The organism is Brevibacterium moorei (assembly GCF_024580735.1).
Classification (GTDB): domain Bacteria; phylum Actinomycetota; class Actinomycetes; order Actinomycetales; family Brevibacteriaceae; genus Brevibacterium; species Brevibacterium moorei.
The window spans coordinates 14200-26875 of record NZ_JANIJX010000010.1; the positions used below are offsets into that span (position 1 = coordinate 14200).

Annotated in this window: 13 protein-coding genes; 10 read left to right on the forward strand and 3 right to left on the reverse strand. The window is 64.4% G+C overall.

Features of this window, described 5'->3' with window-relative positions; genetic code table 11:
• Nucleotides 1-29: 29 nt before the first annotated feature.
• From NQ034_RS08140 to NQ034_RS08155, 4 genes are read left to right on the forward strand one after another with little or no spacing between them, the layout of a single operon-like run.
• Nucleotides 30-920 (forward strand): Rossmann-like and DUF2520 domain-containing protein, encoded by an 891-nt coding sequence (locus NQ034_RS08140; RefSeq protein ID WP_257048184.1) that lies wholly within the window; start codon nt 30-32, stop codon nt 918-920.
• Nucleotides 921-940: 20 nt separating this feature from the next.
• Nucleotides 941-2473, forward strand: a complete 1533-nt coding sequence (gene lysS / locus NQ034_RS08145; protein ID WP_257048185.1) for a lysine--tRNA ligase — start codon at nt 941-943, stop codon at nt 2471-2473.
• A 52-nt stretch (nt 2474-2525) separates the two neighbouring features.
• Nucleotides 2526-2768 carry a hypothetical protein gene (locus tag NQ034_RS08150; protein WP_257048186.1) on the forward strand — a complete coding sequence of 81 codons (243 nt, stop codon included), beginning with the start codon at nt 2526-2528 and terminating at the stop codon, nt 2766-2768.
• Complete coding sequence (locus NQ034_RS08155; protein ID WP_257048187.1) at nt 2734-3075, forward strand: histone-like nucleoid-structuring protein Lsr2; 342 nt, start codon at nt 2734-2736, stop codon at nt 3073-3075. Before NQ034_RS08150 ends, NQ034_RS08155 begins: the two co-directional genes overlap by 35 nt.
• On the opposite strand, the gene NQ034_RS08160 is transcribed toward NQ034_RS08155, so the two are convergent.
• On the reverse strand, nt 3069-3815 hold the full coding sequence (locus NQ034_RS08160) for a response regulator transcription factor (RefSeq protein WP_257048189.1): 747 nt from the start codon (nt 3813-3815) through the stop codon (nt 3069-3071). The two genes, NQ034_RS08155 and NQ034_RS08160, sit on opposite strands and share 7 nt — an antisense overlap.
• Nucleotides 3816-3930: 115 nt before the next feature.
• Complete coding sequence (locus tag NQ034_RS08165; protein ID WP_257048191.1) at nt 3931-5190, reverse strand: sensor histidine kinase; 1260 nt, start codon at nt 5188-5190, stop codon at nt 3931-3933.
• Nucleotides 5191-5395: 205 nt separating this feature from the next.
• On the opposite strand from NQ034_RS08165, the gene NQ034_RS16425 reads away from it, so the two are divergent.
• The 4 genes from NQ034_RS16425 (at nt 5396) to NQ034_RS08180 (ending at nt 9022) form a co-directional block, all read left to right on the forward strand.
• Complete coding sequence (locus tag NQ034_RS16425) at nt 5396-5548, forward strand: PLDc N-terminal domain-containing protein (protein ID WP_373566583.1); 153 nt, start codon at nt 5396-5398, stop codon at nt 5546-5548.
• A 51-nt stretch (nt 5549-5599) separates the two neighbouring features.
• Nucleotides 5600-5845: a hypothetical protein gene (locus NQ034_RS08170; protein WP_257048192.1), complete on the forward strand. Its 246-nt coding sequence runs from the start codon at nt 5600-5602 to the stop codon at nt 5843-5845.
• A gap of 24 nt (nt 5846-5869) precedes the next feature.
• On the forward strand, nt 5870-6256 hold the full coding sequence (locus NQ034_RS08175; RefSeq protein WP_257048193.1) for a hypothetical protein: 387 nt from the start codon (nt 5870-5872) through the stop codon (nt 6254-6256).
• A gap of 228 nt (nt 6257-6484) precedes the next feature.
• Complete coding sequence (locus tag NQ034_RS08180; RefSeq protein WP_257048194.1) at nt 6485-9022, forward strand: ATP-dependent Clp protease ATP-binding subunit; 2538 nt, start codon at nt 6485-6487, stop codon at nt 9020-9022.
• Between the two features lie 174 nt (nt 9023-9196).
• Here the strand turns inward: NQ034_RS08180 and NQ034_RS16235 are convergent, their stop codons facing one another.
• On the reverse strand, nt 9197-9988 hold the full coding sequence (locus NQ034_RS16235; RefSeq protein WP_306427588.1) for a TM2 domain-containing protein: 792 nt from the start codon (nt 9986-9988) through the stop codon (nt 9197-9199).
• Between the two features lie 136 nt (nt 9989-10124).
• On the opposite strand from NQ034_RS16235, the gene NQ034_RS08195 reads away from it, so the two are divergent.
• Nucleotides 10125-11288: an amidohydrolase gene (locus tag NQ034_RS08195; RefSeq protein WP_257048196.1), complete on the forward strand. Its 1164-nt coding sequence runs from the start codon at nt 10125-10127 to the stop codon at nt 11286-11288.
• Between the two features lie 53 nt (nt 11289-11341).
• Complete coding sequence (locus NQ034_RS08200; RefSeq protein ID WP_257048198.1) at nt 11342-12676, forward strand: MFS transporter; 1335 nt, start codon at nt 11342-11344, stop codon at nt 12674-12676.

The window sequence follows — 12676 nt, forward strand, 5'->3', positions numbered from 1 at the left end:
AAACGAGTATCTGTGAAGGGGAGTCGGGGATGAACCACGAGGACGAGACCCGCCTGGGCGTGGGCATTGTGGGCGCGGGCCGGGTCGGAGTCGTCATGGGCGCGGCCCTGCGCGGGGCCGGGCACGCGGTGATCGGAGTATCCGCCGGGTCCCAGGCCAGCCGCGACCGAGCGGATGCGATGCTGCCCGAGGTGCCGCAGCTGGACGTGGAGACGATCGTCGAACGCGCCGAACTCGTGCTGTTCACGGTTCCCGACGATGAACTGCCCGGCCTGGTCGCGGGCCTGGCCAAACTGGGTCGCTTCAAGCCCGGACAGATCGTCATGCACTGCGCCGGCCGCTACGGCACCGAGGTGCTCGAACCGGCCCGCGCGGGCGGTGCGATCGTGCTGGCCCTGCATCCCTCACTGACGTTCACGGGCACCTCGATGGACCTGCCCCGGCTGCGGCAGGCGACCATCGCGGTCACCGGCGCCAAGACGGTGCTGCCGATCGGCCAAGCGCTGGTCGTGGAGATCGGGGCGGAGCCGATCGTGGTGGCCCAGGCCGACCGGGCGCTCTACCACGCGGCGATCACCCATGCGGCCAACCACACCTCGGTCGTCATCGCGCAGGCCCTGGACATCCTGGGTCAAGTCGGTGTCGAGGACCCCGCCAGGGTGCTGCACTCGCTGGTCGACGCTGCGGTCTCGAACACCCTGCAGACCGGTCCCAGGGCGTTGACCGGTCCGGTCAGCCGCGGGGATGTGGACACTGTGGCGGCCCACCTGCAGGCCCTGGACGAACTGGCGGTGACACAGGGGTCGACGACCATCGCCTCGACGTACCGGGCATTGGCGCGTGCGACGGTGGCCAGGGCGCTTTCCAACGGCACGATCGGCGACGAGACGGCGCTCAGGCTCACAGATTTGCTGGAGTGACCGGCTGGTAGCCTTATACCATGCCTGAGAACGACCAGCACGGCACGAATGTGCCCACGGACACCCCCGAACACCTGGACCCAGAACAGCTGCGCATCCGCAAGGAGAAGCGCCAGCGCCTGTTGGATTCCGGGCAGCAGGCCTATCCGGTCTCCGTCGGGCGCACGCATTCGCTGGCCCAGGTCCGCGCGGCCCACCCGGATCTGGAACCGGGGCAGGAGACGGACGACGTGGTGGGCGTGACGGGCCGTGTGGTCTTCGTGCGCAACACCGGCAAGCTGTGCTTCGTGACGCTGCAGGAGGGCGACGGCACCCGGCTGCAGGGCATGCTGTCCCTAGCCGAGGTCGGCAAGGAGCGGTTGGACGCTTGGAAGCAGGACGTGGATCTGGGCGATCACGTGTTCCTGCACGGCCGGGTCATCGCCTCCAAGCGCGGGGAACTGTCCGTGATGGCCGATGAGTGGGCACTGGCCGCCAAGTCGCTGCGCCCCCTGCCCACCATGCACACGGAACTCAGTGAGGAGACGCGGGTGCGCCAGCGCTACGTCGACCTCATCACGCGTCCCGCTGCACGGGAGAATGTGCGGACGCGCGCCAAGGTGATGGAATCCCTGCGCCACACCTTCGCGGGACACGATTTCATGGAGATCGAAACCCCCATGCTGCAGGTGATTCCCTCGGGAGCCGCGGCTCGGCCCTTCTCCACGCATATGAATGCCTATGACATGGAACTGTTCCTGCGCATCGCGCCGGAACTGTATTTGAAGCGGGCAGTGGTGGGCGGTCTTGAACGCGTGTTCGAGATCAACCGCAATTTCCGCAATGAAGGCGCCGATTCCACGCATTCGCCGGAATTCGCAATGCTGGAGGCCTATCAGGCCTATGGCGATTACAAGTCGATCGGCGCCTTGACGAAGGAACTCATTCAAAACGCCGCAATGGACGCAACGGGTTCGCACAAGGTGACTCTGGCCGATGGCACGGAATACGACTTCGGCGGGGAATGGGCCGTTGTCAGCATGTACGATTCGCTGTCGGAGGAATCCGGTCACACCGTGACCCCGGAGACCACGGTTGACGAACTCGCAGCGATCGCCGCGGAACACAATGTGGATATGGGCGGGGTATTCCGTTCGCACGGCAAATACGTCGAGGAATTGTGGGAGCACTTCTACTCCGACCGGCTGTGGGCGCCCACCTTCGTCATCGACTTCCCCGTCGATACCTCGCCTCTGACACGCGAACACCGCTCCAAGCCCGGCGTGGTGGAGAAGTGGGACCTGTACGTGCGGGGCTTCGAACTGGCCACGGGCTATTCGGAGCTGGTCGACCCGGTGATCCAGCGTGAGCGCTTCGTCTCCCAGGCCAAGGACGCGGCCCAGGGCGATGATGAGGCGATGCGGTTGGATGAGGATTTCCTCACCGCCATGGAATTCGGTATGCCGCCCACCGGCGGTATGGGTATGGGTATGGACCGCCTGCTCATGGCGATTACCGGCCTGGGAATCCGCGATACGATTCTTTTCCCGCTGGTCAAGCCGATCGAGAACTGATGTCATCTGATCACCGGATTTGTTTTAATCCGCTGCCGATCTGGGGTAGGGTATGGAATACATCAAGGTAATTCTTCCTTCGCTCTGTGTGGGGTTGGTCTTCTGGTACGTTCTGCGCAGCGTCATCAAAGCCGACAGTATTGAGCGCAAGGAAATGGAGAAGTACTACGATCAGATGGATGCAGGCGCCGGTGCACAGGATGCGCCGGCTGAAGCCTCCGGACAACCAGACGTAGCAGACAAAGCAAAGGACGGTGCCCATGGCACGCGAAATGAAGCTGGTCCTGACCGATGATATGGACGGCAGCAAGGCGGCGGAAACTGTAAGCTTCTCGGTGGACCAGGGCGATTATGAAATCGAACTGTCCTCGGAGAATGCGGATAAGCTGCGCGAGGTCCTGGCCCCGTACATTGCAGCCGGCCGCCGCGTGACGCGTCAGCGCCAGTCCGCCGGTCGCGCCCGCAACAGTGGCGTGACGACCTACAAGACCGGTCCTGACACCAAGCTGGTGCGCAAGTGGGCCAAGGAGAACGGCTACGACGTGTCCGACCGCGGCCGTATCGAGGCCTCGATCCTGGACGCCTACAAGGCCGCTCACTGAGGTAGTCCCTCGTAGAACGCCAAAGCGATCCCGGCATTCCACAGCTCAGAAGAGCTGTGGAATGCCGGGATCGCTTTGTTCTTCGGGAGGGGAGGGGCAGCGCGGTTCAGACGGAGAGGAAGCGGTAGCGCAGGCCGGCGGTGATCAACTGCAGTTGATTGTTCACATTGAACTTCGCCATCATGCGCTTGGTGTAGGTCTTCACCGTTTCCAACCCCACGCATTTCCTCTGCGATCTGCCGATAGTTCTGGCCCCGGTAGAGCAAGGTGAGCACCTGGCGCTCCTGATCCGACAGCGGCGGAATCCCGATGGGGGCCTGCGGGAGGAAGTCCATGCTGACCATCAGCGAACGGCCCAGGGAGTGGAAGTCAGTGGGCTGGCCGCCGCGGGCCAGGGTTTTGACGGCGGCGACGATGGATTCGGGGTCCATGTCCTTGTCCAGCGTGGCCCGGGCGCCCGCGTCGATCGCGCGTGCCAGGCCCGGGCCCGGGGTAATGGTGGTCAGCAGCATGACATTGGCCCAGGGGTCGGCGGCCATGATCGCAGCGGTGGCGTCGATGCCGTTGAGCGTGTCCAGGCCGAAGTCCACGTCCATCAGCACCACGCTGGGGTGGTGCCGCTTGTACGTGTCGATGCCGTCCTGCGCGGTCCGACAGGGTTCCAGGACGGTGATTTCAGGATCCGCGGCCAGGATATTGGATACGCCACGGCGCACCCAGCCGTCGTTGTCGACGACCATGGCGGTAATGGGCTGCCCGGGCCCCACGATCCGGCCTGGTTTCGCAGTCACTTGCAGTACTTCTGGCGTGAAGCTGGTAGCGGATGGGTTGATAAGGCGAGGATGATGGAAATGATCATGCGCATGTATCCATCTGAGCACGAATCGGCTTGCCGCTTGTCCCTTGATCGGGGGACATTTCATTGTCATTCCTCGGCACGGGCAGATCGATTCTGACTCGAAACAGGCCACCGGGTTCTACCCACGCGGAACAGACACCATTCCAAGCGGTGGCCCGCTGGGCCAGGGTATAGGGCTGTGCGGCCTCGCTCTGTGTGGTGGTGGGATTACTGGCCTCCAGGCGAAGCACGTGCCGCCCGGCCGAATCGTTGAGTCCGACGCTGATCAGACAGCGTTCATGGTCAGCCGCGTGCTTGACGGTGTTCGTTGCGAGTTCGTGGACCATGAAGATCACTGCCTGGGCGAACGGGGTGCTGCAGTATTCGGGAATCGTGCCGGTGGAGATCTGTACGGAGAATCCTGCAGTACGGGTTACCGATGCAATGGACGCCAGCGCAGTGTGAACCTCTGCCCGCAGCTGAGCCGGTTGGTCCTGGACCGTGTCGCCTTCTTTGAGTGTGGCCAGCATCTGCGAGAGTTGCTGGCGGCCCCTGGCTGTGATCATGGACAGCTCAGTCAGTAGCCGAGGATCAACGGCTTTCGTGTCCCCACCGGCCAGTTCGCGAATCATCGCGGCCTGGGCGGACAGGACGTGTGAGAAGGTGTCATGGGTGTCGATGGCGATCCCGATTTTCATGTCGGCGATCTGCTGCGCATGAGCGGCAGCTTCCTCGCGATTGATTCGGATCAGTTCCGCTATTCGCTTGTCCATGTACCAGGCGACCCAGCCTGCTACGACGAATAGCAGCGCCATAGCAATCGAGTATATGTCGATGCGGCCCTCGAACTCCGGGTTTCCCAGCGCTGACGCAAACTGGTAAAGAGCCAGAGTCACCGCAGTGGCAATCGCCGTCCACACCCAGCGACCGCGGCTGGCGAAAACCACTACTGCCAGGGACAGAGGCATGTCGTAGCTGCAGAGGAAATCGGGATAGACAGCGACACTGATGATGTAGCCCAGGGCGCTGAAAATCACTGTCGCAGTCGGACAGAACGCAGCCAACACCATAAAGAGCGGAAGAGCCGACCTCAGAACGACATAGAGAAGATCGTCGGACTCGGCTCCTCTGTCGGGCAGGGCAAAGAAAATACTCTCACTGAAGATGGCCATCCGAATGGGGAAGTCGACAGTGCGCGGGCCCCGGAGGAACCGCCAGACCTTCTGTGCGATGGTGCGAACGTGGGGATTGAGCAGGACCTGCTTGGGGTGTCTCACGGATAGATTTTGGCACGTACCTGCAGCGGCTCCAAATGTCCCCCGATCGGGGGACACGGGAGCAGCTTGCATCTAGAAGACTGGCGCTGAGGTCTGTTAGACCCCAGTAGATACTTGAGCGAAAGTAGTTGAAGTGAATCCGTTGGAACCTGGTGGTTCGGGCATCTTAATCGCATTGTTGACACTTGCAATCACGGTCCTCGCTGTGTGTGCATTCATATCGATCGCGCGTTCAAGAAGAAGTTCTATTCTAATTCGTTCTGCCTGGGTGTGTGCGGTGGTGTTTGTTCCAATCGCCGGCCCTGTTGGTTGGTTTATCTGGACTGGACTCTACAAGTCCAGAGTCGGTTTCGAATAGGCGACCATACGGTGTCGCACGCAAGAGCAAGAGAGACAGGGAATGTAAAGAGTGAATAAGCAGACGATAGTAGGCCTGTGTGTGACCGGAGTCGGAATCGTTGGCGTCGTGGCCGCGTGCGTTTACCTCGTGGCGTTGGGGTATCAGGCTGATGCCTCACTTGAAGGCGGAGGCGCCTCACAGGGATGGTGGGAGTTGGGCCTGGCCCTGCTCGCCGTCGTGATCGGCCAAGTGCTGGCGATTTGGGGTGGTCTGAAAGGCAATCAGGCGAAACGGGTGCGGCCCCGACATGGATGACTTTTCTGCGAAAGCAGCTCGGTAGTGGTAATGCTCAGAGGCCTGTCGTTTACGATCGCAGGGGTTCTTGCCCTGACCTTCTTCCCGGTGGACGGCGCCGCTGATGTCAGCCAGCCTGGTGGATATCCGGTGTTCCACGTCGTGGGCTGCCTCGTGCCGGGCCTCCTGGGATCAGGAGTCTCATGTGCTTTGCGAAAGGGTGCTGGAATCATGGGTCTGGCCCTGGGCAGTGTGACAGTACTTGCAGCCAGCTTCCTCATCGGATTCTTGCTCGAGCCGTCGGAAGAAGCCGGTTCGGTCTGGGCCGGATATTCGACCTTCGGCTCGTTGGGTGTCCCCCTGGCCGCCATCGGGGTGGTGCTGTACTCCGTGTTCTGGTTATTGGCGGATGCCAGACAGCCGCGTGTGTGATGGCCGTGAGCGCTGCAGCGGTCCCGCATGAGGTCGAACTGAAACGCAAACCCACATGGGAATGGCCGCTGCTGTGCTGCGTCGCGGCTCGTGCAGGGCTCTCACACCCCTGCATTTCGCCCCTGGCTGAATCGCCTTCGGCCCAGGGCGAAATGGCAATAAAACCCGGGGTCACCTGGTTTAGAGTCGTAGAAATCAACGGACTCTCAACTGACTCGAGGAGGGCTCATGTTTGAGCGGTTTACAGATCGTGCCCGTCGCGTCGTGGTCTTGGCGCAGGAAGAAGCCAAGCTTCTGAAGCACAACTACATCGGCACGGAGCACATCCTGCTGGGCCTCATCCACGAGGGCGAGGGAATCGCGGCCAAGGCCCTGGACGGTATGGGTATCACCCTGGACAAGGTCCGCGAACAGGTCGTCGACATCATCGGCGAGGGGCAGCAGGCCCCCACCGGCCACATCCCCTTCACCCCGCGCGCCAAGAAGGTGCTGGAGCTGAGCCTGCGCGAAGCGCTGCAGCTGGGCCACACCTACATCGGCACCGAACACATCCTGCTGGGCCTGATCCGCGAGGGCGAGGGCGTGGCAGCACAGGTCCTGGTCAAGCTCGACGCGGACCTGGGCCAGGTGCGCCAGGAAGTCATCAAGCTGATCTCCGGCTACCAGGGCAAGGAACCCGTGGCCGCCGGCGGTCGCGAAGAGGGCACGCCCTCGGGCTCGCTGGTGCTCGACCAGTTCGGCCGCAACCTCACCGCCGCCGCGCGCGAGGGCAAGCTGGACCCGGTCGTGGGCCGCAAGGAACAGATGCTGCGCGTGATGCAGATCCTGTCGCGGCGCACCAAGAACAACCCCGTGCTGATCGGCGAACCCGGCGTCGGCAAGACCGCAGTGGTCGAGGGCCTGGCACAGGCGATCGTCGCAGGCGACGTCCCGGAGACGCTCAAGGACAAACAGCTCTACACGCTGGACCTGGGCTCCCTGGTGGCCGGCTCCCGCTACCGCGGTGACTTCGAGGAACGCCTGAAGAAGGTGCTCAAGGAGATCCGCACCCGCGGGGACATCATCCTGTTCATCGACGAGATCCACACCCTGGTGGGCGCGGGCGCGGCCGAGGGCGCGATCGACGCGGCCTCGATCCTGAAGCCCATGCTGGCCCGTGGCGAACTGCAGACGATCGGCGCGACGACGCTGGACGAGTACCGCAAGAACATCGAGAAGGACGCGGCCCTGGAACGCCGCTTCCAGCCGATCCAGGTACCCGAACCCACGCTGGCCGATGCGATCCAGATCCTCAAGGGCCTGCGCGACAAGTACGAGGCGCACCACAAGGTCACCATCACCGATGGCGCCCTGGCAGCGGCCGTGAACATGTCCGATCGCTACATCAACGACCGGTTCCTCCCCGACAAGGCGATCGACCTGATCGACGAGGCCGGCGCCAAGCTGCGCATCCAGCGCCTGTCCGAGCCGCCGGAACTCAAGGCCATGGACGAGAAGATCGCCGATGCGCGCCACCGCAAGGAGGCCGCGATCGACGCCCAGGACTTCGAGAAGGCAGCCGAGGGCCGCGATGCGGAGAAGCAGCTGACGGAGGAGCGCGAGAAGCTGGAGCGCGATTGGCGCAACGGCGTCCAGGGCTCCGCCGTGGTCGACGAGGAACTCATCGCGGAAGTCCTGGCATCTGCCACGGGCATCCCGGTGTTCCAGCTGACGGAAGAGGAATCCGCGCGCCTGCTGCGCATGGAGGACGAACTGCACAAGCGCGTCATCGGGCAGAACGAGGCGATCAAGTCGATCTCGCGGGCCATCCGCCGCACGCGCGCCGGCCTGAAGGACCCGAACCGCCCATCCGGTTCGTTCATCTTCGCCGGCCCCACGGGCGTCGGCAAGACCGAGCTGGCCAAGGCGCTGGCGGAGTTCCTGTTCGGCGATGAGGATTCGCTCATCAGCCTGGACATGAGCGAGTTCTCCGAGAAACACACGGTCTCGCGTCTATTCGGTTCGCCCCCCGGCTACGTGGGCTACGAAGAGGGCGGCCAGCTGACCGAAAAGGTCCGCCGCAAGCCCTTCAGCGTGGTCCTGTTCGACGAGGTGGAGAAGGCCCACGCGGACATCTTCAACTCGCTGCTGCAGATCCTCGAAGACGGACGTCTGACGGATTCGCAGGGCCGCGAGGTCGACTTCAAGAACACGATCATCATCATGACGACGAACCTGGGCACCCGCGACATCAACCGCGGCACACCCCTGGGCTTCCAGTCCGGTGAGAACGTGGACACGAACTACGACCGGATGAAGCAGAAGGTCAACGAAGAGCTCAAGCAGCACTTCCGTCCCGAGTTCCTCAACCGCGTGGACGACACCATCGTCTTCCCGCAGCTGCAGAAGCCGGAGATCCTGCAGATCGTCTCGCTGTTCCTGGACCGCGTGAACAAGCGCCTGGCCGATCAGTCCATGTCGATCGTCGTCTCCGACGCCGCCAAGGAACTGCTGGCCGACCGTGGTTACGACCCCGTGCTGGGCGCCCGGCCGCTGCGCCGGACCATCCAGCAGGAGATCGAGGACCAGCTTTCCGAGCGGATCCTGTTCAATGAGATCCACTCCGGTCAGACGGTGTCCGTCGACGTCGAGGGCGAGGGCCGCGACGCGAAGTTCACCTTCGAGGCGAAGGACAATGAGCGGGTTCCGGTGGCCGTGGGTGCGGACGCTCCCGCGGACGAGGAGCCGACCGCCGAACTCGGTTCCGCCGAGGTCACCGGCGAGTAAGCGCCCAGGTGCCGGTCCGCGCGGGCCGGCACCGTCCTCGCACCGTACGAAAGGGGCCGGGCAACCAAGAAGTTGGTTGCCCGGCCCCTTTCGTGTCGCCTCGGCGGCGGTGTGGCCGCTGCGGCCGGAACGACCGCTGCGGTGCCGGCAGCGGCCGTCCCAGTGGCGGTTTGCTCAGTATTGGTTGGGGCCCGAGGCCGGGGGCACGTTGTTGTTCGGCCACTGGGCGTTTCCGGACCCGAACACCGGCGGGCCCGAAGGGGACTGCGGAGCTGCCGGGGTCGAGCCCGGAGCGGAGCCGGCGGGCTGGGAACCGGTCGCAGGATACACGGGAGGCGCAGACGGCGCCGCGTTCGGCTGCGGGGCAGAGCCGGCCGCCGGTGCAGAACCCTGAACCGGCGCCGAACCGGCCGCCGGTGCCGAGGGCGCTTGGGGTGCGGGCGCCGAGCCCTGCGCATTCGGGGCCGAGGGGTAGGCCGGTGCCGAGGGATAGGCCTGGCCCGCCGAGGGGTAGGGCATCCCAGCCGAGGGGTAGTTCTGTGCTGCGGGGTAGCCCTGCGGCAGCTGCCCCTGAGACGGTGCGCCCGGCATCTGCTGTGGGGAGGGGTAGGCGTAGCCGGGCTGCGAGGCGCCGGCGCCCGGGGCCATCACGCCGTAGCGGCGGAAGATCTCCTGCTGCTTGCGCGTATTGACCTCCCTGATGATGCCGTTGATGAGGAAGGCGTCGATGATCAGCCAGATCCACACGGGGATCCAGAAAATCAGGCCGATGCCGACGAACCAGATCAGAATCCAGCCGATGGCGTAGAGGATCGTCATGGTGACGGCGCTGCCCGTGCGGCCCAGATAATAGCGGTGGGCGCCCAGTGAACCGAGGAAGAGCCAGAGCAGCCATGCGGGGAGGGGGGTCTTCTTCTCATTGTCGTAGGCCATCTGTGCGGCCACGAGTTGGGTCTGATCATTCATCGGCGGTCTGCGATTCTGTTTGCGGATTCTGTGTTTGGCGATGTTGTCGATAACAGGTTTCCCTCAGCCTAACGCAAGCCCCATCACACTCGGATGCAACGACCGGGCGCGGTTTCGGCGGTGGAAGAATGAACCCATGCCAGCAGATACGCGCAATACCGACCCGAAGAACACCCCGGCCACAGCAGCCCGGGCGACCATCACCGGGATCGAACCGGCTCTGGTGACCCTGAGCCACACCATCCACGCCGATCCGGAACCGGGTTCGCAGGAGTTCCACGCTCTGGCCCACCTGGCCGAATTCGCCCGGGGTATTCCCGGCACGCAGGTGACAACCGGCATCGGCGGGCTGGAGACTGCGCTACTGGCCACCGCCGGTACCGGGGACTTCGGGATCACCATCTGCGCGGAATACGATGCGCTGCCCGGAGTGGGCCACGCCTGCGGGCACAACATCATCGCCGCAGCGGCCGCCGGCGCCTTCGCGGCCCTGGCCCCGCTGGCGGACGAACTGCACGCCACCGTCCGCCTGCTGGGCACCCCGGCCGAGGAGACCACCGGCGGCAAGATCGACCTATTGGACGCCGGCGCCTTCGCCGGGACCTCGGTCGCCATGATGATCCACCCCGCCGACCACGATTCCACCGGGATGCGGCCCTACGCTTGCGCCGGCTACACGGTGCGCTTCCACGGTCGCGCCGCCCACGCCTCGATGGCCCCGCAGAAGGGTGTCAACGCGCTGGACGCGCTGACGGTGGCGCTCACCGCGATCGGTCTGAACCGTCAGCAGCTGGCGGCCGACCAGCAGATCCACTATGCGGTGCACTCGGGTGGGAGCGCCTCGAACGTCATCCCCGCTCTGGCGGAAGCCGAGTTCATGGTCCGCGGCGGTACGCAGGATTCCCTGGCCGCCGTCGACAAGGTCCTGCAGCGCTGCCTGCGCGCCGGCGCCCTGGCCGCCGGCGCCACCGTGGAGATCGAGGAGATCGGCAAACCGTATCTGGACATCGTGCCGGATCCACAGCTCGAGGCGATCTTCGCCGCGCATTCGGCCGAACTGGGGCGCCCGTTGCCGGGGCCCTCGCCGCTGGCCGGGTCGACGGATATGGGCAATGTGTCCCACCGGTTCAGGGCGATCCATCCGATGCTGGGCCTGGGGGAGGGATGTCCTCCCATGCACAGTCCGGAGTTCGCGCGCTTCGCGGTGTCCGAGGCCGGCGACCGTGCCGTGCGCGATGGGGCCCTGTGTATGGCCCTGACCGGGATCGATGCGGCTCTGGGCGCAACCTCAGGTGTATAGTTTTCCACTGTTACTAAAAGTTATGCATCAGTGGATGCGGCAGCGAAGGAACTATGACCAACCAGGCCCCAGTAGCCACACCCCGGCCCCCGGAATTCAGCCATAAGAAGGCGATGAAGGCCGGAGTCGCCTCGTTCGTCGGAACCTCGATCGAGTGGTACGACTTCTACGTCTACGCGACCGCCGCCGCGCTGGTGTTCCCACAGCTGTTCTTCCCCGAACAGAACGCCTTCGTGGGAGTCCTGGCGTCCTTCGCCACCTATGCGGTCGGCTACTTCGTCCGGCCCCTGGGCGGGATCGTGTTCGGCCACATCGGCGACCGGATCGGGCGGCAGAAGTCCCTGGTGCTCACCCTGCTCATCATGGGTGTGTCCACGATGCTGGTGGGCTGTCTGCCCGTCTACGAGACCCTGGGCGCCGGTGCTCCCATCCTGTTGGTGCTGCTGCGGGTCGTGCAGGGCCTGGCGGTGGGCGGCGAATGGGGCGGCGCCGTGCTGCTGGCCGTGGAGAACGCGCCGGAGAAGTACAAGGGCTTCTACGGTGCCTTCCCCCAGGTGGGCAATGCGATGGGCGCCCTGCTGTCATCGGGCATCTTCGCCCTGCTGACCATGCACGGCTCGGAATTCCTGGAATCCGGCGGCTGGCGCATCCCCTTCCTGGTGTCGGCCGTGCTGATCGCCGTGGGCTACTGGGTCCGCCGCACGGTCGAGGAGACCCCGGTGTTCAAGCAGGAGCTGGCGGCCCGCGCGGCATCGGGCGACAAGCCGAAACTGCCCCTGGTCCAGGCGATCAAGGAGAACTGGCCTGCCATGCTGTTGGCCGTGGGCCTGACGCCGATCTCCGGTGCCGGGTACTACGTCATCACAACGTTCGCCACCAGCTACGCCACCGGCGAGCTGTCCGATATCCATATGGACGCCAATCTGTTCCTGCGCGTGCTGTCAGTGGCGTCCTTCTGCGAATTGATCTCCACCCTGATCATCGGTTGGTTCGCCGACAAGATCGGACGCAAGCGCACCATGGCCGTATCGCTCTTCGCGTTCTGCGCCCTGTCCATTCCCATGTTCCTCACCCTGTCCACCGGCCCGGTCTGGCTGATCTTCCTGCTCTTCGCCCTGACCCGCGTGGCCGTCAACGGCTCCTGGGCACCCATCTCGGCGATCATGTCGCAGATGTTCAAACCGGGATCGCGCCAGACCAGCCTGTCGTTCTCCTACAGCGTGGCCGCGGCCATCTGGTCGGGCCTGACCCCACTGCTGGCCACCGGCCTGTACGGGGCGACACACTCGATCTGGTCCGTCATCATCATGCTCGTGGCCATGTCCCTGCTCAGCCTGGTCTGTCTGGCCCTGGCCCCGCAGCGCACGGACGATGAGGTCTTCGCCTGA